Origin of the sequence: Pseudomonas sp. 14P_5.3_Bac1, from assembly GCF_025466135.1 — a bacterium.
Lineage (GTDB): Bacteria > Pseudomonadota > Gammaproteobacteria > Pseudomonadales > Pseudomonadaceae > Aquipseudomonas.
Window position 1 is genome coordinate 1 of record NZ_JANLOF010000014.1, and the last position, 23,828, is coordinate 23,828.

The following is a 23,828-nucleotide window of genomic DNA, read 5'->3' on the forward strand; positions in this document are numbered from 1 at the left end:
CCCACACAAGCCGCTTCCACATTGGATCTCCAGTGGAGAGCCAATGTGGGTTGAAGCCTTACTGCATATTGATGATGACTTCTTCCTGCCACTTCTGCGGCAGTGCCTTGGAGGTCTTCTCCCAAGCATCGGCATCCTTGATCGGCGTGACTTTCTTGTATTGCTCGTTCGGCAGCAGCTTGGCCTGCACGTCAGCCGGCAAGGTCAAGTGCTCGGCACGGATCGGACGGGCGTTGCCGCGCGCCAGGTTGGTCTGGCCGGCGTCGCTGAAGATGTACTCACGGGTCAGCTTGGCGGCGTTCGGGTGCTTGGCGTATTTGTTGATGATGGTGGTGTAGCCGGAAATCACCGAGCCGTCCGATGGGATCAGCACCACGTAGTCATCCGGGTTGGCCATCTTGGCTTTGTAGCTCAGGCCGTTGAAGTCCCAGACCACGCCCACTTCGACTTCGCCTTTTTCCATGGTGGCGATGGTCGGGTTGGCCAGCGACAGGCGGCCTTGCTTGGCGATGTCGGCAAACATCAGCAGCGCAGGCTGGATGTTCTTCTCGTCGCCACCGTTGGCCAGGGCTGCCGCGAGCACGCCGTTGGCGGCCTGGGCGGCGGTGCTCACGTCACCGATGGAAACCTTGTATTTGCCGGTTTTCAAGTCAGCCCAGCTTGTTGGAGCTTCGGAGCCGTGCAGCAGCTTTTTATTGACGATAAAGGCGATGGTGCCGGTGTAGGCCAGGGCCCAGTTGCCGTCTTTATCTTTTGCCCAGTCCGGCACTTGCGCCCAGGTGCTCGGCTTGTACGGTTGGGCCACGCCCTGTTTCACCGCAATCGGGCCGAAGGCGGCGCCGACGTCACCGATATCGGCGCTGGCGTTGTCTTTCTCGGCGGCGAACTTGGCGATTTCCTGGGCCGAGCTCATGTCGGTGTCGATGTGCTTGAGGCCGTAGGTCTTGGCCAGGTCTTCCCAGGTGCCTTTCCAGTTGGCCCAGTCATCGGGCATGCCGACGCTGTTGACGGCGCCTTCGGCTTTCGCGGCGGCTTCCAGAGTCTTTAGATCGGTATCAGCAGCCATGGCGGCGGTGCACATGGCAATGGTCGAGCCTAACAGTGATGCCAGGAAAAGCTTTTTCATCCGAAGCTCCTTTGGGCGTTTTCAACGCGGCGTTTTTATGAACGTTTGCGGTGGTGTTGGTCTAGGTCAGAGCAATACCTGAGCCAATCTAGGCTCGGTGCATGACAGTTTCATGTCGATGTCGTTTTTAAATCGCTTTTATCGCGCAGTGCAGGCTTAGCGTAGACCATGCTCAAGTGCCCGCAGGACCTGGACTTGGCCGATGTATTGCAGGGTGTGGTGCAGGGCGCGGACAGGGACTGTCATCTGTCGGTCATCTGTAATGCCTAGGCTGGCAAGCAGAAGCAAAAGCCCATTTACGGAGCGGTATGTGCACCTGAACGGTGCTGGTCTAGTCCAGATAGGTAACGTTGATGCGTGATGAGGCAATCAAGGCGGTGACATCCATCGGCCTGGCGCTGCAAGAGCAGATCGACCACGGCCTGTTGCCGCCTGCGAGTAAATTGCCCGCCGAGCGCAAGCTCAGCGAGTTGTTTGGTACCACTCGCATTACCGTGCGGGAAGCCTTGTTACAGCTGGAAGCCCAAGGGCAGATTTACCGTGAGGAGCGCCGTGGCTGGTTTGTCTCGCCGCCACGGCTGGCCTACAACCTGATGCAACGCAGCCACTTCCACGCGATGGTTGGGGATCAGGGCCGGGTGGCGTCTACCGAAGTGATTTCTGCGCGGCTGCAACCGGCGTCGGCGGCGGTGTGTGCGTGGTTGCAGTTGCCGGCGCTGTCGAGTGTGATCCAGATCTGCCGAGGCCGGCGGATTGATGGGCGCCTGGTGTTGTATGTGGAGCACTACCTGAACCCGCAGTATTTTCCGGGGATTCTGGCGTGTGATCTGAATCAGTCGATGACCGAACTGTATGCGCGCAAGTACGACCTGCACTATGGCCGCGTGCGCTTTGAAATCGTACCGACGTCACTGCCGGTGGAAGCCGCCGCCGCGTTGCGCGTGTCGGTGGGCAGCCCGGGGTTGCGCATTGCTCGGGTCAACTATGACCAGCACCAGCGGTTGATCGACTGCGACCTGGAGTTCTGGCGCCATGATGCGATTCATGTGGGCGTGGATGTGGTGTGACATTCGGGTGCTGGGCTGGCCGATAGTCAGCGGATGCACCGCGAGCTTAATGTGGGAGCTGGCTTGCCTGCGATGCGGGCGCCTCGGTACATCAGGCAAATAACATTGATGCTATCGCAGGCAAGCCAGCTCCCACACTTGAACCGAGATCGACTTGAAGAATCGCTCGCCTATGGCGTCAGTGTCTTGATCACCTGATCCACGTTGCCTTCCAGCTCCGCTACCGGGTCGGTACCGTCGACGTTCAACACCAATAGCTGCGCACCGGATGCCGTCACTGCTGCTTTCACCGCTTCGCTCGGTTGACGATGGTGCAGCACCACGGCCACGTCGCTGTCTTTCAAACTGGCGGTTAACCCCTGTAGCGCTTCGGGTGTCCAGTCTGCGTCCGGCCGTGCATCGGTGCTGACCACTTCCAGGTTCAAACTGCTGACCAGGTACGCAAAGTGATCGCTCAGGCTGACCACGCTCAGGTTATCGGCCTGCGCCAGTCGCGCTTCGCTGTCGGCGTTGAGTTTGAGCAGGCGTTGCTTGAGGGCGGCGAGGTTGGCATCAATCGTCGGTTTGGCATTCGGCGCCAGCCGGCTCAGGTCGGCGGCCATCACATCGGCCATGCGCCCCATATTGTTGCTTGACTGCCAGGGCTGGCTGTTCAGCCCGTCGGTGCTGCCTGGTTGCACGGCAATGCCCGGCAGGCCGCCGTCCACCGGGCGCGCAGCGTCGATTTCAACGATGCGGATATTGCTGCGCCGCGCCACCGGATACAGCGGGTCATCCGACCACAACGAGCGCAGGCCGATGGCGGCGTCGGCGTCCAGTGCCAGGCTGTTCAACGCGGGTGCGCCACGGCCGGTGAAATAAGACACTTGCCGCGAGCCGGGCAAATTGGCGGGGGCGGCGCGTTCCAGTGTCACCCCGGTGCCTTTGAGCAGCACCTCGGCCAAGCCGTAAGTGATGGGCAACGAGGCCAGGACTTTGACCGGCTTCTTTGCTTTGGTCAGGGCGGCATGGCCGAGACCTTGGTTGACTTTGAAGTCGTTGGGATTAAAACCATCGACGGCCGCCAGCGCCGAGGTGCTGATCAAACAGGCGATGGCCAGGGCCAGTGGGCGAAGTACAGGGCACATTATCCAAGATTCCCTTTGAGGCTGGGCACGGTGCCGCGCGCGATGGCGGCGAAGGCGAAGGCGATACCGGCGACCAGAATGATCGCGGCGCCGGACGGGATAGGCAGGTCGAAGATGATCGGCAGCAGGATGCCGCACAGCGTGCTCACGGTGGCGATCACGACCGACACCCAGAAAAAACCTTTGAGCGACTGGCTCAGCAGGCGCGCGGCCGCGGCTGGAATCACCAGCAGGGCGCCCACCAGGATCGCGCCGATGACCTTGACCGCCGCCACGGTGATCAGCGTCACCAGAATCACGAACAGGTAGTCCAGGGTCTTCACCGCCACGCCGCGCACGGCAGCCAGTTGCGGGTTGAAGCTGGCCAGCATGATGCGGTTGTACAGCGGCAACGCCAGCGCCATCACCAGCGAACCCACCACGGCCAGTACCAGCAAATCATTGCCGTTGACCGTCAGCACCGAACCAAACAGCACGTTTTCCAGAATGTGCACGTTGATCTTGCCCGCCAGAATCAGCAACAGGCTCGCGCCCAACGCCAGCGACACGGAGAGGAACACGCCGATCAAGGTGTCCGGCGCCAGGCCGGTGCGGTTGCGCAGGTAATTGAGCAGGATGCCGAACAGCAGGCAGTAGCCGAACAGTGCGCCATACGGCCCGGTATAGGGTTCACCTAACAGAATGCCCACGGCTACGCCGGTCAGCGCGGCATGCCCGACCGCTTCGGAGAAAAAAGCAAAACGCTTGACCACCACCAGCGTGCCCAGGCCACCCAGTACCGGGCCGATCAGCAAGCCGGCGAGCAAGGCATTGACCACAAACCCATAGGCCAGCGCTTGCGGCAGATAGCCGGAAGAGGCCCAGCCCTGGACCATCAGACGAAACGCTTCATAACTCATGGTGCCGGGCTCCGTGGGTGAGTGGAGAACAGGGTCAGCAGGCGATCGGGTGTCAGTGCCGCTTTCGGCGTGGCGTCGAACAGCACGCGACGGTTCAGGCCAGTCACACGGTCGGCCAGGCGGCCCACGGCTTCGAGGTCGTGCTCGATCCACAGCACGGTGATTCCGGCCAGGCGCCAGTCATTCAGCAGGCGTTCGAAAACCTGAATGCCGGCTTCATCGAGCGCCGACATCGGTTCATCCAGCACCAGCAGGTGCGGAGCCGGAATCAGGCCCTGGGCCAGCAATACACGCTGACGCTCGCCGCCCGACAACGCGCCCATGCGGCGTTTACGTTTGTCCTGCATGCCCACCCGCTCCAGTGCCTCGCCGATTGCCCCGGCGTAGTGCCTGGACAGACCGAGAAACGCCGGGCGCCGTTGACACATGGCGGCCATGAAATCGTCGACGGTCATCGGCAAGCCACGGTCGAACTCCAGCGCCTGGGGGACATACCCGATGGTGCCGGGCGTGGCCTGCCAGTGCAGGCGCAAGTGGCCCTGATGCGGCATCTGCCCCAGCAGGGTCTTGATCAGCGAGCTTTTACCGCCGCCGTTCGGGCCTACCAATGCATGGATGCTGCCCGGCTCTACCTTCAAGCTCACACCGTCAAGAATGGTGGTGCGGCCCAGGGTCAGCGACACCGAGTCGAACTCGATTGTCGGGCCAATGCTGGCCACCTTCAGTTGCTCCGCCGCCGTCATGCCCCGGACTCCTGAATCGCCCGCACCACGGTGTTGAGGTTGCCGGTCATTTCCACTTCGTACTTCTCAGGCGTGTATTGGCCATAGGAAATATGCGACAGCGGGTACAGTTTCACGCCGGATTCGCGCTGGATGGTCTCGACATAGGTGGACGGGAAATCCATCTCCGAGAAGATCACCTTCACATCCAGCGCGCGCAGTTCGTCGATGGTCTTTTTCAACTGGCTGGGGCTTGGTTCGATGCCGTGGGCGGGCTCGACCACAGCCGTGACTTCCAGGCCGAATTCGCGCAGCAGGTAGTCGTAGGCTGCATGCACGGTGGCCACGCGCAGGTCGGGGTTGGGCGCGCTGGTCAGCTTGGCCAGGGCGTCGGCGCGCATCTGGCGCAGGCGCTTGCCGTAGGCGCGGGCGTTCTGGGTGTAAGCCCTGGCGTTGTCCGGGTCGAGTTTGCCCAGCTCGCGGGCGATGTTGTTGACCTGGGCAATGGATGCGCTGATCGACAGGAAGGTGTGCGGGTTGACCACCTTGCCTGCACCGCGCGCGGCATTGCCGGTGGCAGCCAGCAGTGGCACGTTGGCGTTGGCCTCGATCACCGGGATGTCCGGGCGCTCGCTGGTGGCGATCATGCGGTCGGCGAAATCGTCATGGCCGACGCCGTTGAGCACGATCACGTCGAGGGTGCCGATGCGCTTGATGTCTTCGGCGCGCGGCTCGTAGGCGTGTGGGTTGAAACCGGCCGGTATCAATGGCACCACCTCGGCCTTGTCGCCGACGATGTTGGTCACGTAGCTGTAATAAGGGTGCAGGGTGATGCCGATTCGCAGGCGTTTGGCCGCCTCGGCGTTCGCCAAAGGCGCCAGCAGCAAGCTGAACAGGCTGACCAGCAACAGGCGCAACAGGGGAGATGAAATAGACATGGGCACTCGGTCTTCTCGGGTCAGTGACGGTGCTGGCGCGTGACGCCGGCATCGAATTGCGCGACCACCTGCTGCCAGCCGGCCGCGATCAGCGCCTGGTCAGTGAGGTCGGAAGGGGCGGCGAGGTTGGCCTGGCGGTTGAGCCAGATATCCGGCTCGGCGCCGTGCACGCGCATCAGCAGCGAGCCGCTGATGCTGGGCGTCTGGCTCACGCCCAAGTAGGCCGAGGGCTCCAGCAATTGCCAGCGATGGTCGCCACGGCTGACCGAACTGGCGTCCTGGGCAAACGGCGCAAACCCTTCTTCGGCCAATTGTTCAGGCGTCGGCAGGGCGCCTTGCTCCTGTTGCAGCAACTGGATTTCGTCCAGGGTCACCCGCAGGTCGGCGTAGATGCCTTGCTCGGAGGCGCTGAGGTCGCGGCGTGCATCCAGCTGGTGGCTGGGCAGCGCTGCAACTTCCTGGGTTTCACCGTGCAGGGCGACCACCGAGCCTGCCACCGCCAGGATGATCAGGCACAGCAATAGCACGTAGAGGGTTTCGTGGCCGGCACCGGCGGGGCGTACAACCTGTGTGGTGCTCATTGAGGTTGGATATCCGCTTGGTCGATTTCCACCACGTGACCGGGGCCTGCGTCAAACAGCACATAAAACTCGGCGGCGGGCTTCTTGAAAGTCAGGGTCGAGTCCTGGCCGAGCTTGCCGGGCAGCAGGATGGTTTCGTCGTAGCCGATCACGTCCAGGGTCACGCCCGGGGCGCCGCTGCCGTCGGAGAAACCGCCGGTGCACTGGATCTGCTCGCCGGGGATTTCCTTGCATTCGCACATCGGGTTGTGGGCGAAGGCGGTGGTACTGAAACCGGCGCACAGCAACAGCGCTGCACCGGCGCGGGTCAGGCGCATCAACGTCATGGTTTGACTCCTTGCTTGTTCAGCCAGGCAATAGTGGCAGGCGAGGCCTGGCTTAGCGGGATGGAACCCTGGTGCATCGTGCCGTCCCAGCCTTCCATGGTGATCCACAGTTCGGCGTCGGCCGGCGTGCGTTCCGGCACCGGCAGGGCGGCGCCCATGCGGTACGGCGTGCCGAAGAAGATCACTCCGGCGGCGCGCAGGCTGCGCGGCTTGCCGATACGCAGGTAAGTGGCCTTGACCTGCTCGGCGCAGGTGTCGCACAGGGCGGCATTGAAAAATTTCATCGGGCCGGCCGGGTCCGGGCGCGGGCCTTCATTGCGGAATTCGGCGAGTTTCAGGCTCCAAGGCCCGACCTGCACGTCACCGACCACTCGCTCACCAATGCCGGTGTCGCCGCGAAACAACGCGGCATCGGCAAAGTACTTGGGCATGAACCCCAGCGGCACCAGCAACAGCAGGATGTTGATATGGAACCGCCATTTCAGCCAAAAGGCGCGCAGCGGCGAAGGCGGTGTTGCAGCACTGACCTTGCTCATTATTTGGCCTCCGAGGTTTCAGCCTGCAGGGCTGCAGCGGCAGCAGGCGCCCGTTGGGTCTTGGCTTCGCGCTTGAGTGCATTGAGGGTCGCCAGCGCGGTGCGTTTGGTCCAGATCAGCAGGCCGCTCAACACCATCATGCTCAGCACCAGGCCGAAGAACGCCCAGATCAGCTTGATCCACAGCCCGCCAAAGTCGCCGGTGTGCAGCGGGCGCATGGATTCGGTGACGAACTCCAGCGTCGAGCGATCGGAGAGCAGGTGCGACACCGCGATTTCACCGCTGTAGGGGTTGAGTTGAGCGGTCTGGAACATCAACGGGTACCAGCCGCGCCCGCCGATTTGCAGGTGGCTGTAGGCGTTGAGCGGCAGGAACACGAATGTGGCGTCCAGCCCTGGAATGCGCTGGGTGGCGATTTCGATGGCTTCGTCCAGCGCGATCATCGGTGCCGGCACGCCGGGCGCCGACATCGGCACTTTCTCGCGGGCAATCACTGGGACGATCGGTTCGCTGGAGATGGAAATCTGGTTGTCGCCCAAAATCGCCTGGATCAAGAACCAGGTGCCGGTGATGGAAATCACCGCGATAAACCAGATCGACCAGATACCACTCAGGCGGTGGAAGTCGCCCCAGAAGATTCGCGCGCCGTGGCGGATGCGCAGGGTAGGGCGCAGAAACCCTTTCCAGAAGCGCTTGTACACCACCAGCCCGGTTACCAGCGACGCCAGCAACGGCAGGCCGAGCGCCGAAACCAGGTACCAGCCCCAACTGAAGCCGTTGGTGAACGGCACCAGCCACCAGCCATGCAGAGCGCGGGTAAATTGCTTGAAATCGAACGACGGGCTGATGCCTTGGATCGCCCCGGTGTACGGGTTGACGTAGACCTCCACGGAACGCCCGTCCGGGTAGCTGAGGTCGACACTCAGCGCAAAGTGCGTTTCGTCCGGGCGGATGATCGATTGCACGATCACCTGGGGTTCTTCGCGCTTGATGGCGGCAATCACCTGGTCAAAGCTCAGCATTTGGGCATCATCCGCCGGCTTGCTCGCGCGGATATCCGGGTTGGCCAGCCAGACGATTTCCTGGCTGACCACCGCCAGGGTGCCGGTGACGCAGACGATCAGTACAAAAAACCAGATGGGCAATGCCAGCCAGCTGTGTACGAGAAACCAGAGTTTTGAGCGTGACTTCTTCGACATGTGAATGCGGGTCTTGATCGGAGAGGGGCGAAGGAGGCCCGGAAAAGGCCGGTCGTAGCTTTTGCTGACGCGACGGGCTGTATCTAAGTTAAGACGGATGAGGTCTGGAAATCCCTAAGCCGGATATGAAAGAAAATGTTTCAGGTTTCCATTCAAAGTGCTGACAGGGCCTTCATCGAACACGAAACATGTTCCAAGCCATCACCCGGTCGCCATTGATAGGGCCCAAGGGCTGCGTAGGATGGATTTATACCGTTGAGCCCGCCTCCAGAAACGTGAGCCCTGAGAAAAATGACTGCCAGAACCCTCTACGACAAACACATCGATTCCCACACGGTGTGCCCCCTGGATGACCAGGGCCATGTCCTGCTTTACATAGACCGCCAGGTGATCAACGAATACACCAGCCCCCAGGCCTTCAGCGGCCTGCGCGATGCCGGGCGTGAGGTGTGGCGCCCCGGCACGGCGCTGGCGGTGGTCGACCATGTAAACCCCACCACGCCCAAGCGCATCGCGGCGATGCCCGACGCAGGCGGGGCGCGGCAAGTTTCGTACCTGGCCGAAAACTGCCGCGATTTCGGCATCGAGCTGCTGGATATCCTCGACAAACGCCAAGGCATCGAACACGTGATTGCCCCGGAGCAGGGCTTTATCCTGCCGGGCATGGTGATCGCCGCCGGCGACAGCCACACCACCACCTACGGTGCGCTCGGCGCGTTCGGGTTTGGCATCGGCACTTCGGAGGTCGAGCACCTGCTGGCCTCGCAGACGCTGGTCTACAAACGCCTGAAAAGCATGCGCGTGACGGTTGAAGGCGACCTGGCGCCAGGCCTCACGTCCAAGGACGTCATCATGGCCTTGATCGGCAAGATCGGCGCATCCGGTGCCACCGGCTACGCCATCGAATTTCGCGGTTCCACCATCGACGCGTTGAGCGTCGAGGCACGCATGACTATCTGCAACATGGCGGTCGAAGCCGGTGCGCGCGGCGCCTTCATGGCGCCGGACGAAAAAGTCTTCGCCTACCTCAAGGGCAAACCCCGCGCGCCCAAGGGCAAGTTATGGGAGCAGGCACTTGTGGGCTGGCGCCAACTGCATTCGGACGCCGACGCCGTGTTCGACCAGGAAGTGCACCTGGATGCCCACACCCTGGAACCCATGGTCACCTGGGGCACCAGCCCCGACCAGGCTGCGCCCATTGGCGCCCGCGTGCCCGACCCGCAGGACGTCAGCGACCTGATCCTGCGCCAGGACATGCGCCGTGCCCTCAACTACATGGGCCTGGAAGCCGGCATGCCGCTGAGCGACATCGTCATCAGCCATGCGTTTATCGGCTCCTGCACCAATGCCCGTATCGAAGACCTGCGCGACGCCGCCAGCGTGGTGCGCGGCAAACACGTGGCCGAGCACGTACGGGCGATGATCGTGCCCGGCTCCACCGAGGTGCGCGACCAGGCCGAGGCCGAAGGGTTGGCGGCGATCTTTATCGACGCCGGCTTCGAGTGGCGCCAGTCCGGCTGCTCGATGTGCCTGGCGATGAACGACGATGTGCTGGCCCCCGGCGACCGCTGTGCCTCCAGCACCAACCGCAACTTTGAAGGCCGCCAGGGCGCCGGCGCGCGCACGCACTTGATGAGCCCGGCAATGGTCGCCGCTGCCGCGATCACCGGCCGCCTCACTGATATTCGCCACTTTGGAGACCGTGCATGAGCCTGCAATCTTTTACTGTGGTCACCGGCAAGGCCGCGCCGATGCTGGCGGCCAATATCGACACCGACGTGATCATGCCCAAGCAGTTTCTCAAAGGCATCGACCGCAGCGGCCTGGACCGGGGGCTGTTCTTCGATCTGCGCTTTCTGGCGTCCGGCGAGCCCAACCCCGCGTTCGTGTTGAACCAGCCGGGCTGGCAGGGCGCATGCTTCATGGTCGTCGGGCCCAACTTCGGCTGCGGGTCCAGCCGCGAGCACGCGGTGTGGGGCTTGAAACAAATGGGCATTCGCGCGCTGATCGGCAGCAGTTTTGCCGGGATCTTTTATGACAACTGCCAACGCAACGGGGTGTTGCTGATCACCCTGGACGAAGCGCTGCTGCACACACTCGCACAGGCTGTCAGCCAGGCAGACCAGGCGCAGATCAGTGTCGACCTGGAGGCTCAGCAGATTCGTCTGGCGGATGGCCAGGTCATTGCGTTCCAGATCGACACCTTGCGCAAGACCGCGCTGCTGCTGGGCCTGGATGCCATTGGCAGCACGTTGCAGCGCAGTGAGCACATCAAAGCATTTGAACGCGAGCATTTGGCTGCCAACCCTTGGCTCAGTTGATAAACACGTAGTTATATAAGTAGCCAACACAGCGCCCTCTTTAATAAGAGGGCGTTTTTGTGTGCTATTTACTTTTCAAATAACAGTCATTAAATGCCGGCTTCGCCCATTATTACGGGGGGTGTGGCCAGTTGAAAGAATAATCCCGGAAAACCCACGAGGGTATTGGGTTGACACCCCGCAGACCATCGGCTTAAGTGGGGGCTGGCTTGGAAAGTCAGCACATTATAAGAAAGGGAAGTTAATACTATGACCGTTGAGTTAGTGAGTGGTTATGTCTCTTGGGTGTCGGTGATCACGTTAATAACCTGATTGCGCGCGCTCGCCTGTAAACGATTGTCTTTGTTGCAGATAGTAATGTTGTTCCGGTCCAGGAATGGCAGGCATTTATCTGCCCTTAACATAAGTTAAAACACAGAGAGTACATACTCATGTCGATTTTTGATCAGGCCACCCATCGCTCGGTGCAATGGCAAGATTGGCGCTGGCAGCAAAAGAACGCCCTGCGTGATGAACCGGCCTTGCGCATTGCCTGCGGGGGGTGGAGTGAGGAAATAACGGCGCATATCGAGCACAACTTGCAAGACCGCAAGATGCAGATCACGCCTTATTACATTGATCTGATCAAGCGCTCACTCACCAACGGCCCGATAACCGACCATCCGCTGTGGCGCCAGGTAGTGCCGTACTGGAGCGAGCAGGTGGCGGGCGATTACGACGGGACGTCGGAGAACTGGGAACTCGGGCATGAGATGAAAACGCCCATCTGCCAGCACAAGTACGACAACCGCGTGATCCTGCGCATGACCAACACCTGCAATGCCTATTGCCAGTTCTGCTTTGAGGCACTGCGCACCTTGCAGGTCGGCACGGACAAGCCCAACGCCAGCACCGACTCATTCAAGGATTCGGTGGCGTACATCCGCAGCAACCCGGCAATTGAAGAGGTGATCCTCAGCGGCGGAGACCCGTTGATGCTGGCCGACCGCAGGCTGGAAGAAAACCTCGCGGCGTTGCGTTCGATCCGCGACGACCTGCTGATTCGAATCCATTCACGGGCGTTGAGTTTCAACCCGTTCCGGGTAACCGATGAATTGGTGGCCATGCTCAAGAAGTACAACGTCAATGCATTTGGGGTGCACGTTTGCCACCCGCTTGAACTGACGGCTGATTTTGCGGCGGCGGTTAAACGTATTCAGAGTGCCGTGCCGATAGTGTTCTCCAACATGCCATTGTTGCGCGGCGTCAATGATGATGAAGCCACCTTGCATAAACTCTTTATTGATCTTTATCGTCTGGGCGTAAAACCGTATTACTTGTATCACTTCATGCCTTTTTCGCCGGGGGCGTCCGAATATAAAGCCTCGATCAGCCAGGCGATCGCTATTATGGATCGTCTCAAACGGCGCGTGTCGAACATTGCCCTGCCCGAATATGTACTGCCGCACGCACAAGGCAAGTTTACGGTGCCGTTGCTGGACTTTGAAAAGCCTGAAGACTTGCCCCATTTTGAAGTGCACGACGGGCAGCGCCATTATCGTTTCCGTAATTGGGAAGGGCACTGGTGCAGTTGGCAGGATGCCTGAATCAACTCACGGAAGAGGCAACGATGGTCATGAAGCAAGAGGCGGTTCTTTTTATTGATGTCGATGACAGTGCCACGGTGCGTTACAACTACCGCGAGCCGCACTTTGCGGTCGCCCGCGCACAAGGCCTGGCCTGTTTAACCGCCGGGGTCGCGGGGCGTCATCACCTGCAGCGACTGCGCGACGACAGTGATGAAGTGTTCCTGCTCGACGCATTAAGCGAACAATCGATTCTGGACCTGGTGGGCCGGCTGGACGGGCGTTACCAGATTCGCGCGATTTTCTGCCAGGCCGGGCACCCGTCTGCATTGGGCGAAGTGGGCTGCATCGTTGCAAACACCTGCAAGCGCCTGGGACTGGTGCACAGCAGTGCCGAGGCGATTGCAGCGTGCAATAACAAGTACCTGATGCGCAGCGTGCTGCAAAAACATGGGCTGCGCTCGGTGCCGTTTGCGCTGTGCAATAACGAGCAGGCGCTTCAAGCCGGCGCCGAGCGGGTGGGCTATCCGCTCATTGCCAAACCGCCTTTTGGCGGTGCGTCGGCCTTTATCAAGAAGTGCTCCAACTGGGCCCAGTTGCGCAGCCATTACGCGCAGTTCGTGAGCGGCCACGGCGCGGCGGCTTACGCGGATTTTTACGGTTGCGCGCACCGTTTGCCGGCAGTCGACGGGCAGGCGTGCGAGTACATTCCGGGGCGTAGCATCCTGCTCGAAGGCTACATCCCGGGCATTGAAGGCAGCGTGGAGTGCGTGGTTGTCGGCGAGCGCATCCACGCGCTGCTGATCAACGAGAAACTCATGCTGACCGAGCGCAGCGGCACCGTGTTGGAGAACCTGCTGATTTCTCCGCCGACCTCTTTCACGGCCGAGCAGTGCGAGCAGATCCGCACGTACGCCACGGCATGCCTGCGCGCGGTCGGGCTGACCAACGCGGTGGTGCATTTTGAATTTCGCATGACCGATCAAGGCCCCGTGGTCATTGAGATCAACCCGCGCGTGGGCGGGCTGTATGTCAACGCGGCGTTCCGGGACCTGGCCGCGATCAATCCGTACCAACTGTATCTGTCGCTGCTGCTGGGCGAGCCGGACGTTAACGCGCAACTGGAGGCTGGCGCGCACAAAGTCGCCAACGGCAACCAGCACTACGCGATGCTGGCGATTTACCCGGAGCACAGTGGCCGCTTCAAGGGGATCGAGGGCGTGCAGTTTCTCGATCATCACGCCGCGGTGCTGGAGTACGCGCAACTGGACGCCGGCCACTGCCTCGACGCCGATATCGAGGAGCACTATTTGCTCAAGTGCTGGGCCAAGGTCGACGGTGCCGCCGACGCTCACGCCGTGCATGACGCGATCAGGCACAACCTGCACGTGATCATCGAGGATAAGGTTTAGCGCTATGGACATCCCACAGCTCTCTGCGCATTTGCGCGACCATCACTACTGCCATCGCCGCGACTATGGCGCGTTGATCGGCGTTGAGCCCGGGCAGGAGCAGAGCTTTCGTGCCTACTGGGCCAACCTGGTGCGGGACGAGGCATTCAAGGCATACACCCACCGCGAGCGCCGCATCCTGCGCTATCGTTTATTGCCTTCGCGGCAGTTGCAGCTCGACCGCAACACCGCGTTCACGTCGCCGGTCACCTACGCCGTCAATTATCGGCAGGGCGTGAACCATTTGAGCTATTGCGAGGACGGTTTTATCGAGCACCCGCTGATGCAGAAGCTGTTGGCCACCGACCTTGCAGTGATTGCCCCGCACTTGGGCGAGCAGGCGTATACGATCGATATTCACCAGTTCCGCGTTCGCGCGGATGGGCAATCGAGCAGTCCGACGACCTCGGGGATTCACCAGGATGGCCTGGACTGGGTGTTCATGCACTTCATTGGGCAGAGCAACACGGTGCCGGTGGTTTCGGAAGTATTTACCTCGCCGGCCGAGCAAAGCCGGGTGTTCAACCTGGCGATGGAGGCGTTTCTGGAAACCATCGTGATCAACGACCGTGGGCTCTACCATCGCGCCAGCGATGTGCGGCCCCATGCCGATGCGGCGCCGGCCTGGCGCGACGTGCTGCTGGTGAGCCTGCGCGGCGTGCCGACTGACGAAGAGGCGCAACCTGCATGAGCCATGATCCGCAGCTGACCCTGTCGACCCGCAATGCCCGCTTGATCATCTTTGCCCGCGGCGTGTCGGATTTTGGCGCGTTCCTCAACCTGGTGGCGCTGTCCACTTACGTTTACTGGCTCAGCCAGAGCGTGGTGTTTGTCAGTGTGTTTCTGGCGTGCCGCGTCACCGGCGGGATAGTCGCCAGCCTGTTCGGCATTCCGTTTTTTCGGCGTTTTCCCGGACGCAGCACACTGGCCGGGCTGGACCTGGCCAGGGCATTGCTGCTGTTGCCGCTGCTGGTGCTGATACCGGCGTATCAGCTGCACGTGCTGCCCTTTATCGCGTTTGGCATCGGCTTGTGCAACTCGCTGTTTGCCATTGGTCTGAACAGCCAGCTGCCCACCTGGGTCGCGCTTGAGCAGCGGGTGAGCACCAATGCGTGGATCACGTCGGCGGCGGCGACCGGCGCGGTGTTCGGCAGCCTGCTCTCCGGGTTGTTGATCGCCACGGGAGGCTTCGAGGCGGTGTTTGCCGTCAACATTGGCACCTACGTTTTGGCGGCCTGCCTGATCCTGCCGTTGCGCGCGTTGTTCTCGGTCGCCGTTGCCGTGCACCGCGGGCTCGCGGCTGAATGGCGCGAGCTGACCCAAGGCCTGCGCGGTGCGCCCGTGCTGGCGGCGATGTTGTTGATCAGCATGCTCGACACCCTCGGCAGCGCTGCGCATAACGTCGGCTGGCCGGTGTTGTCGCAGTACATTTCGCCAGACACGGCCAAGACCGTCATGGGCTATCTGCTGGCGGTGTGGGCGTGCGGCAAGTTTGTCGGTGCGCGCATTGCCAGTGCGCTGTTGAAAGGGCGTGGCACTCAGGCCATGGAGCGCCTGTTCATGCTGGGCGTGGCGCTGATGTCCAGTGGCTTTATCCTGACCTTCCAGCAAACCGAGCTGTGGCTGGCGCTGCTGTTGGTGGTGTGGGCCGGGCTGGGCGATGGTGTGTCCGAGGTCGCGTTGGTCTCACGCGCGCAAAGCGAACCGGATAGCCTGCGCTTGCCGCTGTTCAGTTTGTTGACGCTGATTCAGATGGCCGGCTTCGGGGTGGGCATGCTGGTGGTGGGGCCGTTCTACCTGACGTGGACGCCGGCCCAGGTGATCGTGTTGTTCCATGGCCTGCCGCTGACCGCGTTGCTGGTCATGACGGTGTGGCTGGGTTACAGCGCCCACCGGAGTGTCAGATCGACAAGCCCTTGAAGTGCTCCTGCAAAAACTCCACGCAGGCTCTTAATTTCCCGGAGTAGGCCAACCGTGTCGGGTACACCGCCCACACGTTGGCACTCTGGGTGCAGTCGTGCAGCACCTGCACCAGCTTGCCTTGTTCCAGCAGTGGCTTCACATCCCACATCGAGCGCAGCAATACGCCGCGCCCGTCCAGCGCCCATTGCAACACGATCTCGCCGTTGTTGGAGGACAGCGGCCCACGCACGCGCACGCTTTCGGCGGCGCCATCGCGCTCCAGGTTCCAGATGCCGAAGGCGTTGTCGCGCTCCTTGAGCACCAGGCAGTCGTGCTGCTCCAGGTCACTCAACTGCTGCGGTGTGCCGCGCCGCTTGAGGTAGGACGGCGCGGCGCACAGCACGCGGCGATTGCTCACCAGACGTCGGCCGATATGCTGGCCGGGGATGTCATCGCCTACGCGAATTTCCAGGTCAAAGCCCTCGCTGACGATATCCACCACGCGGTCAAACAGGTCCAGGCGGATTTCCAGGTCCGGGTATTGCTCGGCCAGCAAGGACAGGGCCGGCGCCACATGGTTACGACCAAAACCGAAGCTGCTGCACAGGTGCAGATGGCCACGCGGGCTGTCGTGGGCGTCAGACAGCTCATCGGCCAGTTGCTGGAAGTCTTCGAGGATGCGCACGGCCCAGCGCTGCACCCGCTCACCGTCTTCGGTCAAGGCGATGCGGCGGCTGGTACGGTGCAGCAGGCGCGTGGCCAGGGTGGTTTCGAGGATCTGGATGCGCTTGCTGACGTACGCAGGCGACAGCCCCAGTTCATCGGCGGCGGCAGCAAAGCCTGCCTTGCGGATCACGGTCAGGAACACCCGCAGGTCTTCGGGTAGGGGCACGGTATCTTTCTTATGGGTCATCAGAAACAGACGTGGCGGCATGAGCCGCCAGAATAGCACCGGATCGGCGCGCCTTCCGGCACGCCCAGGCGTTATTGCTTACTCGGCAGCAATCTTCGCCTGTGCCGCCTGGGCCGCCCGCGCATGGCGGCCGCGCTTGAGGGCGATGGGCGCCATTTTTTCGCGATCCAGCTCACCTTCCCACGCTGCCACCACCAGGGCTGCGACGGCGTTGCCGATGATATTGGTCAGCGAGCGGCATTCAGCCATGAAGCGGTCAACGCCCAGGATCAGCACCATCGCCGCCACCGGCACGGTCGGCACCACCGCCAGGCTGGCGGCCAATGCCACGAAGCCGGCGCCGACCACGGCACCGGCGCCCTTGGAGGTGAGCATGGCCACCGCCAGCAAGGTCAGTTGTTGTTCCAGCGGCAGGGGTGTATTGGTCGCCTGGGCCAGGAACAGCACGGCCAGGGTCATATAGATGTTGGTGCCGTCGAGGTTGAAGGTGTAGCCGGTAGGCACCACGATGCCCACCACGCCTTTGGAGGCACCCAGGCTTTCAAGTTTCTGGATCAGTTGCGGCAGCGCCGATTCCGACGAGCTGGTGCCGAGTACGATCAACAGCTCCGACTTGATATAGCCCATCAGTTTGAAAATGCTGAAACCTGCGTAACGCGCGATGCCGCCCAGCACCACTGCGACAAAGAAGAACGCGGTGAGGTAGAAGGTGCCGACCAGCTTCAGCAGCGGCAGCAGCGAACCCACGCCGTACTTGCCGATGGTGAAGGCAATGGCGCCGAAGGCGCCAATCGGGGCGACGCGGCTGATCATGCCGACGATGCGGAAAAACACCTCGCTGGCCTGGTTGATCACTCCTGCCAGCGGTCGTGCCTTTTCGCCGACCATCACCAGGCCCAGGCCGAACAAGACGGAAATAAACAGTACCGGCAGGATCTCGCCCTTGGCGAAAGCGTCGAAAAACGTGCCCGGGATAACGTTCAGCAGAAAACCGGTGACGCCTTCACCGTGCTGCGCCTGGCCGACGAAACCGGCGATGGCCGAGCCGTCCAGGGTCTTCACATCGATGTTGAAGCCCACGCCGGGGTGCAGCAGGTGAGCAGAGAGAATGCCGATCAGCAAGGCAATGCTGGAGACGATTTCAAAGTACAACAGCGCCTTGCCGCCGACCCGACCGACCTGTTTCACATCGTGCATGCTGGTGATGCCGGAGACCACCGTGCAGAAGATGATCGGGCCGATGATCATCTTGATCAGCTTGATAAACCCGTCGCCCAAGGGCTTGAGGTCGATGCCGACTTGCGGCCATTGATGGCCGATCAACACACCCAGTGCAATAGCGATGAGCACCTGCACATACAGGGTTCCCAGCAGTTTTTTGATTGTCATTGTTATTATCTCAATCGTTTTTTGGGCAAGCAGAACCCGTCGCAGGCCATCAGCAGCCTGCGAGGCGGGTCTTTCAGGTCACGGAGCTACAGCGTTCAGAACTGGTTCAGCGAAGGAAGGTAAGGACTTCGCCGAGCAATAATTCAGGCACTTCTTCGGCAATGTAATGGCCGGCCGGCAGGGCCTTGCCACGTACGTCGGTGGCGACCTTCTGCCATTCCTTGAGCGGCTCAAAACAGCGGCCGACGGTGCCTTCGGCGCCCCACATCACCAGCAAGGGCAGGTTCAGGTGATGGCCGGCGTCGATATCCGCCTGATCGTGTTCAAGGTCTATACCGGCGGCGGCACGGTAGTCTTCGCAGATGCCACGCGCAGTGCCCGGCAGTTGCAGGCAGCGCAGGTATTCGGCGAGGGCTTCTTCGGTAAACGGTTTGAGGCCCGCGCTGCGGCTGCCGATGACGCTGCGCAGGTACAGCTCGGGGTTGGACTCGATGAAGGTTTCCGGGAGCGGCGCCGGGCGTATCAGGAAGAACCAATGCCAGTAGGCGCGGGCAAACGCTTCGTTGGTCTGGGCATACATGGCCAGCGTCGGCGCGATATCCAGCAGCACCATGCGCTGCACGGCGTCGGGATGGTCGAGTGCCAGGCGATGCGCGACGCGGGCGCCTCGGTCGTGGGCGAGTACCGAGAACTGCGCGAAGCCCAGCGCCTGCATCAGTTCGACGCCATCGCGGGCCATTTCGCGTTTTGAGTAGTGTGTGTGCTGGTCATTGGCCGGCGGCTTGCTGCTGTCGCCATAACCGCGCAGGTCGGCAGCCACCACGGTGAAATGCTCGGCCAGTTGCTCGGCAACTTTGTGCCAGATGACGTGGGTTTGCGGGTGCCCGTGCAGCAGGAGCAGACCGGGACCTGTACCGCCTTTGCGGTAGCTGATGTCCACGCCGTTGACGTGGCATTGGTCTTTTTGGAATCCGGCGAACATGGAATGACTCCTTGTGATGATTGCCTGCATCCTGGAATCACGCGGCGTGCGGGGCAAGGGGGAAAGCGTGGAGGGGTTGTTCATGAAGTGTGTAGGAGCCTCAACCGTTCAAACACTGAGGACTCCTGTGGGCGCTGGCTTGCCTGCGATGCAGACACCTCGGTATGCCTGTCACACCGCGGCGATGCCATCGCAGGCAAGCCAGCTCCCACATTGAGCAAGTCTGCAGGTCAGGAGGGTGGCGTCGGTTCCAGCAATTGGGCGCCCGGCCCGCGCTCGCCGAGTTGGTCATCCTGATTGCGCAACGGACACGCCTCCAGCGACAAACACCCACAGCCGATACATCCGCTGAGCTTGTCGCGCAGCAGCAACAATTTGTTGATGCGAGCGTCCAGGTCCTCTCGCCACAGCGCCGACAAGCGTTCCCAGTCTTCAGTGGTGGGCGTGCGCCCATCCGGCAAGGTTTGCAGCGCCTCGCCAATTGTCGCCAGCGGAATGCCCAAGCGTTGGGCGATCTTGATGACCACCACCCGGCGCAGCACATCCCTTGGGTAGCGCCGTTGGTTGCCGGCATTGCGCTGGCTCTTGATCAGTCCCTTGGACTCATAAAAATGCAGGGCCGTGACCGCCACGCCACTGCGGGCGGCCAACTGGCCGACGGTGAGTGCTTTGTTGAGCATAAAAACTCCGAAACAATGCTTGACCTTGACTTAACTAGAGGTTTTACCCTGCGTGGCATCGAATCGCAAGATTTTGCCTACACCGAAAGGGGAGTGTTCATGCAGGTATCAGAGAAGAATCGCAGCTTCACTCAATTGATCGAATTTCAGATCGAGCCCCGGCAGCAACGTGCTCTGGTGGCGGCCTTGTCCACTCAAAGCGAGCGCCTGGCCCAGCGCCATGGCGGCTTTATCAATGCGAGTGTGCAGGTCAGCGACGACGGCCGGCGGGTGCTCAACTACCTGCAATGGCGCTCGCGCGAGGAGGGCGAGGCAGCCTTCAAATGCTTTGAGCATGGCGAGGAAGATTTCTGGACGCTGATCCGCGCCCACCAGGCCACGGCGGTAACCTTCGACTCGTTCCAGGTACTGCGCAGCTTTGAGCGCAGCCATGACAACGCGTTGCACTGTCGCCTAAATGGATAGGTGCAACATGCGCTCGCCTTGCACGTTTTCACCGGGCCTGCGCTTGTTTACCGCCAGCTCACCGATCTTGATCAGGCGTGTGCGCGTGACGTTGCGGCTCAGGCCCAGCAGGTTGGCGGTGTGCACCTGGTTGTAATGGCTGAAGCGGTACGCGGCGCGCAGTAACGCGTCCTCGACCTTCTCATGCAGGGCGCCGGCCTGTTCCTCGAAGAGCTTTTGAAAGGCGCGCGCCAGCAGGGCTTCGGCGCTGTTGTCGGTGCCGTGCTGGCTGTCGTCCTGGCGCTCGATGCGCATGTTCGACAAGCGCAAATCATCGCGCTCGATCACGCCGTTGCGGCAGATCAGCAGGGTGTGGTGAATCACGTTCTCCAGCTCGCGAATATTGCCCGGCCAGCTGTAGCTTTTGAGTTTGTGCTCGGCCTCGCGGCTGATGGTGATCGGGCCGTAACCCAGGCGCTGGCTGTAGGCTTCGATGAAGTGCCGGGTCAGCGGCAGGATATCGCCGGGGCGCTCGCGCAATGGGCTGAGTTCCAGGCTGACCACGTCGAGGCGGTAGTAGAGGTCTTCGCGGAAATGCCCGGCGTTGATGGCCTTTTCCAGTTGCACGTTGGTGGCGGCCAGTACACGCACATCAATAGGAATGCTCTTGCGTGAGCCCAGGCGCACCACTTCGCGCTCCTGCAACACGCGCAGCAACTTGACCTGGATCGCCATCGGCAAGTCGCCGATCTCATCGAGGAACAAGGTGCCGCCGTCGGCCTCCTCGAACCAGCCGGCCTTGGCGCTGAGGGCGCCGGTAAACGCGCCTTTTTCATGGCCGAACAATTCGGCTTCCACCAGCGACTCGGAGAATGCGCCACAGTTGACCGCCACGAACGGCCGGTTGCGGCGCGCGCTCAGGTTATGGATGTGGCGTGCCACCAGCTCTTTACCAGTGCCGGTCTCGCCGATGATCAGCACGCTCGCTTCGCTGGGCGCCACTTGCTGAATGTGGTCGAGCAGCGCCTGGGATTTGGGGTCTTCGAAGACCTGGGCCGTGGCGCGGATCGAGGTCGCAAGGGCGGGCGAGGGCGGTAAGGTTAAAAGCTGCATGGGCACCTCTCTTAGGAATAGAACGTGGGAATCGGCAGGGACTGGTTCAACGCCCAGTCCCCCAGCTCGTGAAGTTTGTAGTCCACCGGGTCGTGCAAGGTTTGTGTGCGCAGGTTGCGCCAGTGGCGGTCCAGGCGCAGTGAGGCGTGGGTGGAGCGCGCGCCGGTGACTTCAAACAGGCGGCTGCACAGCTCCAGGCCCTGGCGGGTGGCGGCGACCTTGGCGGTGGCAATCGCAATGGCCAGCTGGCCGCGTTCGTGCTCGCTGAGCTTGGCGCCTTTGGCCCAGGCCTGGTCGAGCAGATCGGTGGCGCGCTCGACCAGCAGGCGCACGCCTTCCAGCGCCACCCAGAACTCGCCGTAGTGATGCAGCACGTAAGGGTCCTGGCGCACGTCGTCGGCCGAGGATTTGTGCCACGAACGGGTTTCGGTCAGGGTGTAATTGCGCGCTTCTTCAAACGCGCCTTCGGCAATCCCGAGAAACATGTGCGTGAACGTCAGTTGCGCGATCAGCGGGCGCAGGCAGGCGAAGGGCGTGCTCAGTGGGCCTGGATCGAGCAGCAGTTCCGATTCTTCGACACGCACCCGTTCAAAGCTGGCGCTGCCGCTGTCGGTCTGGCGCTGGCCGATGTTGTTCCAGTCATTGTGCAAGGTGATGCCGCTGCGCCCGCTGGGGATGGCCGCGATCAACAGTTTGCCGCCGGCACTTTCATCCACCGCCGAGGCGATGAGCATTTCCGAGTCGCTGGCGCCGGAACAGAAACTTTTTTTGCCCGAGAATTCGCGCCAGCCGCCGAAATCCTTGACCACCGTGCGGGTGTCCAGCGGGTTGAGGGCATTGCCCCAGAACCAGTTTTTGCGCGCGGTCTGTTCGAACCAGGGTTGCCATTGGTCCGGGCGTGCAAACAGGCGCACGGTGGCGAGCATCAAGTGGTGGAAGCCAAAGACATGGGCGATGGAGCTGTCGACCTTGGCGAATTCGCGCACGATGCCCAGGGTTTCGCTCCAGCGTGCGCCGAGGCCGCCGTACTGCGTGGGTATGCTCAGGGCCAGCAGGCCGCTTTGGCGCAGGGCGTCACGTTCGGCTTTCGGTGTACCGCCACGCTCGTCGCGCTCGACGGCCGTGAGGGCAAATTCGGCGGCCAGCAGTTTGGCGGTTTGCAGCGGCGATGGCAGGACGCTGTGGGGGTTGGCTGTCACGGGGTTTCCTCAATTGGCTCAGAAGCCGTGCGCTGTAGTTCTGGCAATGCAACTCAAATGTGGGCATTGGCTTGTCGAGTCGTCGCACCGCTGCGATGGCGTCAACCGGGGCTCACTGAAACACCGAGTCGCCTGTATCGCGGGCAAGCCCGGCTCCCACAGAAAAGCAGTTGCCCTATCAGGCCGATTTCAGCGTGCTCAGGCCTTTGTTTTGGGCAGTACATCATTGGCAATCATTTCGCCAAACGGGCCGGTGAGGTTGGTGATGCCGCGCCCGGCGAGGCTGGCGTAGGGTTCCGGCAACAGCGGGAACACCAGCTCAGCAAAACGATAGGCCTCTTCCAGGTGCGGGTAGCCGGAGAAAATAAAGCTCTCGATGCCCAGGTCGGCGTATTCCTTGATGCGCTCGGCCACCTGCTGCGGGTTACCGACCAGTGCCGTACCGGCACCGCCTCGGACCAGGCCGACGCCGGCCCACAGGTTGGGGGCGATTTCCAGGTTGTCGCGGCGCCCATCGTGCAAGGCGGCCATGCGGCGCTGCCCTTCGGAGTCAAAGCGCGAGAAGGATTTTTGCGCGGCCGCGATGGTTTCGTCGCTGATGTGCTCGATCAGTTTGTCGGCGGCTTTCCAGGCGTCTTCTTCGGTTTCGCGCACGATCACGTGCAGGCGAATGCCGAACTTCACGGTGCGGCCGTGGCGTGCAGCGCGTTCACGCACATCCGCGAGTTTTTCCGCGACGGCGGCGGGCGGCTCGCCCCACGTCAGGTACACGTCCACCTGTTCGGCGGCCAGGTCGTGGGCCGCGTCTGAAGAACCGCCGAAGTACAGCGGCGGATAGGGCTTCTGCACCGGTGGGTAAAGGGCCTTGGCATTCTGTACGCGCAGGTGTTTGCCTTCGAAATCCACCGATTCGCCCTGCAACACACGGCGCCAGATCTGCAGGAATTCGTCGGAGACTTCGTAGCGTTCGCTGTGGTCCAGGAAACTGCCGTCTCCGCGGTTTTCGTCGGGGTCGCCGCCAGTCACCACATTGATCAGCAAGCGGCCGTTGGACAGCCGATCCAGTGTGGCGGCCATGCGCGCCGAGACGGTGGGCGAGATGATGCCCGGACGAATTGCCACCAGATACCGCAGGCGTTCGGTCAACGGCACCAGCGCCGAGGCGATGACCCAGGAGTCTTCGCACGGACGACCGGTAGGAATCAGCACACCGTAGTAGCCCAGGTTGTCAGCCGCTTGCGCCACTTGTTTCAAATAATTGAGGGTGACCGGGCGTGCACCTTGGGTGGTGCCCAGGTAGTGGCCGTCGCCATGCGTCGGCAGAAACCAGAAAACATCCATGACAAAT

General features: G+C 61.7%; 24 protein-coding genes. 8 read left to right on the top strand and 16 right to left on the bottom strand.

Translation table 11 applies throughout. The features are described from left to right. Positions 1-58: 58 nt before the first annotated feature. Positions 59-1,126, bottom strand: coding sequence for an ABC transporter substrate-binding protein (locus NTD89_RS03795; RefSeq protein WP_106580571.1), 1,068 nt, complete (start codon positions 1,124-1,126; stop codon positions 59-61). Positions 1,127-1,479: 353 nt separating this feature from the next. Between NTD89_RS03795 and NTD89_RS03800 the strand changes: the two genes are divergently transcribed. Continuing rightward, positions 1,480-2,193 carry a UTRA domain-containing protein gene (locus NTD89_RS03800; protein WP_145165952.1) on the top strand — a complete coding sequence of 238 codons (714 nt, stop codon included), beginning with the start codon at positions 1,480-1,482 and terminating at the stop codon, positions 2,191-2,193. Between the two features lie 170 nt (positions 2,194-2,363). Here the strand turns inward: NTD89_RS03800 and NTD89_RS03805 are convergent, their stop codons facing one another. Genes NTD89_RS03805 through NTD89_RS03840 form a run of 8 tightly spaced genes read right to left on the bottom strand, consistent with a single transcriptional unit; the run spans position 2,364 to position 8,521 of the window. Further along, positions 2,364-3,320 carry a metal ABC transporter solute-binding protein, Zn/Mn family gene (locus tag NTD89_RS03805; protein WP_262206508.1) on the bottom strand — a complete coding sequence of 319 codons (957 nt, stop codon included), beginning with the start codon at positions 3,318-3,320 and terminating at the stop codon, positions 2,364-2,366. Next, on the bottom strand, positions 3,320-4,219 hold the full coding sequence (locus NTD89_RS03810; protein WP_242193598.1) for a metal ABC transporter permease: 900 nt from the start codon (positions 4,217-4,219) through the stop codon (positions 3,320-3,322). Before NTD89_RS03810 ends, NTD89_RS03805 begins: the two co-directional genes overlap by 1 nt. Further along, entirely contained in the window at positions 4,216-4,962 is a 747-nt protein-coding gene (locus tag NTD89_RS03815) for a metal ABC transporter ATP-binding protein (RefSeq protein WP_262206509.1), read from the bottom strand. The genes NTD89_RS03810 and NTD89_RS03815 overlap by 4 nt, the downstream gene beginning before the upstream one ends. Then, positions 4,959-5,879: a metal ABC transporter substrate-binding protein gene (locus NTD89_RS03820; RefSeq protein ID WP_262206510.1), complete on the bottom strand. Its 921-nt coding sequence runs from the start codon at positions 5,877-5,879 to the stop codon at positions 4,959-4,961. The genes NTD89_RS03815 and NTD89_RS03820 overlap by 4 nt, the downstream gene beginning before the upstream one ends. A gap of 20 nt (positions 5,880-5,899) precedes the next feature. Continuing rightward, on the bottom strand, positions 5,900-6,460 hold the full coding sequence (locus NTD89_RS03825; RefSeq protein ID WP_262206511.1) for a DUF6162 family protein: 561 nt from the start codon (positions 6,458-6,460) through the stop codon (positions 5,900-5,902). Next, positions 6,457-6,786, bottom strand: coding sequence for a hypothetical protein (locus tag NTD89_RS03830; protein ID WP_262206512.1), 330 nt, complete (start codon positions 6,784-6,786; stop codon positions 6,457-6,459). The genes NTD89_RS03825 and NTD89_RS03830 overlap by 4 nt, the downstream gene beginning before the upstream one ends. Next, positions 6,783-7,322, bottom strand: coding sequence for a thiamine pyrophosphate-binding protein (locus tag NTD89_RS03835; protein ID WP_145165945.1), 540 nt, complete (start codon positions 7,320-7,322; stop codon positions 6,783-6,785). Before NTD89_RS03835 ends, NTD89_RS03830 begins: the two co-directional genes overlap by 4 nt. Further along, positions 7,322-8,521 carry a PepSY-associated TM helix domain-containing protein gene (locus NTD89_RS03840; protein ID WP_262206513.1) on the bottom strand — a complete coding sequence of 400 codons (1,200 nt, stop codon included), beginning with the start codon at positions 8,519-8,521 and terminating at the stop codon, positions 7,322-7,324. The genes NTD89_RS03835 and NTD89_RS03840 overlap by 1 nt, the downstream gene beginning before the upstream one ends. A 291-nt stretch (positions 8,522-8,812) precedes the next feature. Here NTD89_RS03840 and leuC point away from each other — a divergent pair, with 291 nt between their 5' ends. The 6 genes from leuC to NTD89_RS03870 all read left to right on the top strand — a co-directional run bounded on the left by leuC (position 8,813) and on the right by NTD89_RS03870 (position 15,778). After that, positions 8,813-10,231 (top strand): 3-isopropylmalate dehydratase large subunit, encoded by a 1,419-nt coding sequence (gene leuC / locus NTD89_RS03845; protein ID WP_262206514.1) that lies wholly within the window; start codon positions 8,813-8,815, stop codon positions 10,229-10,231. After that, complete coding sequence (leuD, locus tag NTD89_RS03850) at positions 10,228-10,842, top strand: 3-isopropylmalate dehydratase small subunit (RefSeq protein ID WP_262206515.1); 615 nt, start codon at positions 10,228-10,230, stop codon at positions 10,840-10,842. The genes leuC and leuD overlap by 4 nt, the downstream gene beginning before the upstream one ends. A gap of 521 nt (positions 10,843-11,363) precedes the next feature. Beyond that, positions 11,364-12,428, top strand: a complete 1,065-nt coding sequence (locus NTD89_RS03855) for a KamA family radical SAM protein (protein WP_262206516.1) — start codon at positions 11,364-11,366, stop codon at positions 12,426-12,428. A 23-nt stretch (positions 12,429-12,451) separates the two neighbouring features. Then, entirely contained in the window at positions 12,452-13,819 is a 1,368-nt protein-coding gene (locus NTD89_RS03860) for an acetyl-CoA carboxylase biotin carboxylase subunit family protein (RefSeq protein WP_262206518.1), read from the top strand. A 4-nt stretch (positions 13,820-13,823) separates the two neighbouring features. Then, a complete protein-coding gene (locus NTD89_RS03865) occupies positions 13,824-14,549 on the top strand; it encodes a 2OG-Fe dioxygenase family protein (RefSeq protein WP_262206519.1) in 726 nt (241 codons plus the stop codon). Next, positions 14,546-15,778: an MFS transporter gene (locus NTD89_RS03870; RefSeq protein ID WP_262206521.1), complete on the top strand. Its 1,233-nt coding sequence runs from the start codon at positions 14,546-14,548 to the stop codon at positions 15,776-15,778. Before NTD89_RS03865 ends, NTD89_RS03870 begins: the two co-directional genes overlap by 4 nt. On the opposite strand, the gene NTD89_RS03875 is transcribed toward NTD89_RS03870, so the two are convergent. The 4 genes from NTD89_RS03875 to soxR all read right to left on the bottom strand — a co-directional run bounded on the left by NTD89_RS03875 (position 15,759) and on the right by soxR (position 19,724). Further along, positions 15,759-16,673 carry a LysR substrate-binding domain-containing protein gene (locus tag NTD89_RS03875; protein ID WP_218570672.1) on the bottom strand — a complete coding sequence of 305 codons (915 nt, stop codon included), beginning with the start codon at positions 16,671-16,673 and terminating at the stop codon, positions 15,759-15,761. The two genes, NTD89_RS03870 and NTD89_RS03875, sit on opposite strands and share 20 nt — an antisense overlap. 78 nt (positions 16,674-16,751) lie before the next feature. Beyond that, positions 16,752-18,062, bottom strand: a complete 1,311-nt coding sequence (locus NTD89_RS03880) for a dicarboxylate/amino acid:cation symporter (RefSeq protein WP_262206523.1) — start codon at positions 18,060-18,062, stop codon at positions 16,752-16,754. Between the two features lie 106 nt (positions 18,063-18,168). After that, positions 18,169-19,044, bottom strand: coding sequence for an alpha/beta fold hydrolase (locus tag NTD89_RS03885; protein ID WP_262206525.1), 876 nt, complete (start codon positions 19,042-19,044; stop codon positions 18,169-18,171). Between the two features lie 230 nt (positions 19,045-19,274). Further along, positions 19,275-19,724, bottom strand: a complete 450-nt coding sequence (gene soxR, locus NTD89_RS03890) for a redox-sensitive transcriptional activator SoxR (RefSeq protein WP_145165933.1) — start codon at positions 19,722-19,724, stop codon at positions 19,275-19,277. Positions 19,725-19,823: 99 nt separating this feature from the next. Here soxR and NTD89_RS03895 point away from each other — a divergent pair, with 99 nt between their 5' ends. Further along, a complete protein-coding gene (locus NTD89_RS03895) occupies positions 19,824-20,189 on the top strand; it encodes an antibiotic biosynthesis monooxygenase (RefSeq protein WP_262206526.1) in 366 nt (121 codons plus the stop codon). Here NTD89_RS03895 and NTD89_RS03900 read toward each other — a convergent pair. The 3 genes from NTD89_RS03900 to ssuD form a co-directional block, all read right to left on the bottom strand. After that, on the bottom strand, positions 20,178-21,281 hold the full coding sequence (locus NTD89_RS03900; RefSeq protein WP_106580595.1) for a sigma-54 interaction domain-containing protein: 1,104 nt from the start codon (positions 21,279-21,281) through the stop codon (positions 20,178-20,180). The genes NTD89_RS03895 and NTD89_RS03900 overlap by 12 nt on opposite strands. Before the next feature lie 11 nt (positions 21,282-21,292). Then, a complete protein-coding gene (locus NTD89_RS03905) occupies positions 21,293-22,480 on the bottom strand; it encodes an acyl-CoA dehydrogenase family protein (protein WP_242193570.1) in 1,188 nt (395 codons plus the stop codon). Positions 22,481-22,678: 198 nt separating this feature from the next. Then, complete coding sequence (ssuD, locus tag NTD89_RS03910) at positions 22,679-23,821, bottom strand: FMNH2-dependent alkanesulfonate monooxygenase (protein WP_262206527.1); 1,143 nt, start codon at positions 23,819-23,821, stop codon at positions 22,679-22,681. Positions 23,822-23,828 lie beyond the last annotated feature (7 nt).

Excerpts from the sequence above, each read along its gene's own strand:
- NTD89_RS03795 (WP_106580571.1), bottom strand. The coding sequence starts at position 1,126 with ATGAAAAAGCTTTTCCTGGCATCACTGTTAGGCTCGACCATTGCCATG.
- NTD89_RS03800 (WP_145165952.1), top strand. The coding sequence starts at position 1,480 with ATGCGTGATGAGGCAATCAAGGCGGTGACATCCATCGGCCTGGCGCTG.
- NTD89_RS03805 (WP_262206508.1), bottom strand. The coding sequence starts at position 3,320 with ATGTGCCCTGTACTTCGCCCACTGGCCCTGGCCATCGCCTGTTTGATC.
- NTD89_RS03810 (WP_242193598.1), bottom strand. The coding sequence starts at position 4,219 with ATGAGTTATGAAGCGTTTCGTCTGATGGTCCAGGGCTGGGCCTCTTCC.
- NTD89_RS03815 (WP_262206509.1), bottom strand. The coding sequence starts at position 4,962 with ATGACGGCGGCGGAGCAACTGAAGGTGGCCAGCATTGGCCCGACAATC.
- NTD89_RS03820 (WP_262206510.1), bottom strand. The coding sequence starts at position 5,879 with ATGTCTATTTCATCTCCCCTGTTGCGCCTGTTGCTGGTCAGCCTGTTC.
- NTD89_RS03825 (WP_262206511.1), bottom strand. The coding sequence starts at position 6,460 with ATGAGCACCACACAGGTTGTACGCCCCGCCGGTGCCGGCCACGAAACC.
- NTD89_RS03830 (WP_262206512.1), bottom strand. The coding sequence starts at position 6,786 with ATGACGTTGATGCGCCTGACCCGCGCCGGTGCAGCGCTGTTGCTGTGC.
- NTD89_RS03835 (WP_145165945.1), bottom strand. The coding sequence starts at position 7,322 with ATGAGCAAGGTCAGTGCTGCAACACCGCCTTCGCCGCTGCGCGCCTTT.
- NTD89_RS03840 (WP_262206513.1), bottom strand. The coding sequence starts at position 8,521 with ATGTCGAAGAAGTCACGCTCAAAACTCTGGTTTCTCGTACACAGCTGG.
- leuC (WP_262206514.1), top strand. The coding sequence starts at position 8,813 with ATGACTGCCAGAACCCTCTACGACAAACACATCGATTCCCACACGGTG.
- leuD (WP_262206515.1), top strand. The coding sequence starts at position 10,228 with ATGAGCCTGCAATCTTTTACTGTGGTCACCGGCAAGGCCGCGCCGATG.
- NTD89_RS03860 (WP_262206518.1), top strand. The coding sequence starts at position 12,452 with ATGGTCATGAAGCAAGAGGCGGTTCTTTTTATTGATGTCGATGACAGT.
- NTD89_RS03865 (WP_262206519.1), top strand. The coding sequence starts at position 13,824 with ATGGACATCCCACAGCTCTCTGCGCATTTGCGCGACCATCACTACTGC.
- NTD89_RS03870 (WP_262206521.1), top strand. The coding sequence starts at position 14,546 with ATGAGCCATGATCCGCAGCTGACCCTGTCGACCCGCAATGCCCGCTTG.
- NTD89_RS03875 (WP_218570672.1), bottom strand. The coding sequence starts at position 16,673 with ATGACCCATAAGAAAGATACCGTGCCCCTACCCGAAGACCTGCGGGTG.
- NTD89_RS03880 (WP_262206523.1), bottom strand. The coding sequence starts at position 18,062 with ATGACAATCAAAAAACTGCTGGGAACCCTGTATGTGCAGGTGCTCATC.
- NTD89_RS03885 (WP_262206525.1), bottom strand. The coding sequence starts at position 19,044 with ATGTTCGCCGGATTCCAAAAAGACCAATGCCACGTCAACGGCGTGGAC.
- soxR (WP_145165933.1), bottom strand. The coding sequence starts at position 19,724 with ATGCTCAACAAAGCACTCACCGTCGGCCAGTTGGCCGCCCGCAGTGGC.
- NTD89_RS03895 (WP_262206526.1), top strand. The coding sequence starts at position 19,824 with ATGCAGGTATCAGAGAAGAATCGCAGCTTCACTCAATTGATCGAATTT.
- NTD89_RS03900 (WP_106580595.1), bottom strand. The coding sequence starts at position 21,281 with ATGCAGCTTTTAACCTTACCGCCCTCGCCCGCCCTTGCGACCTCGATC.
- ssuD (WP_262206527.1), bottom strand. The coding sequence starts at position 23,821 with ATGGATGTTTTCTGGTTTCTGCCGACGCATGGCGACGGCCACTACCTG.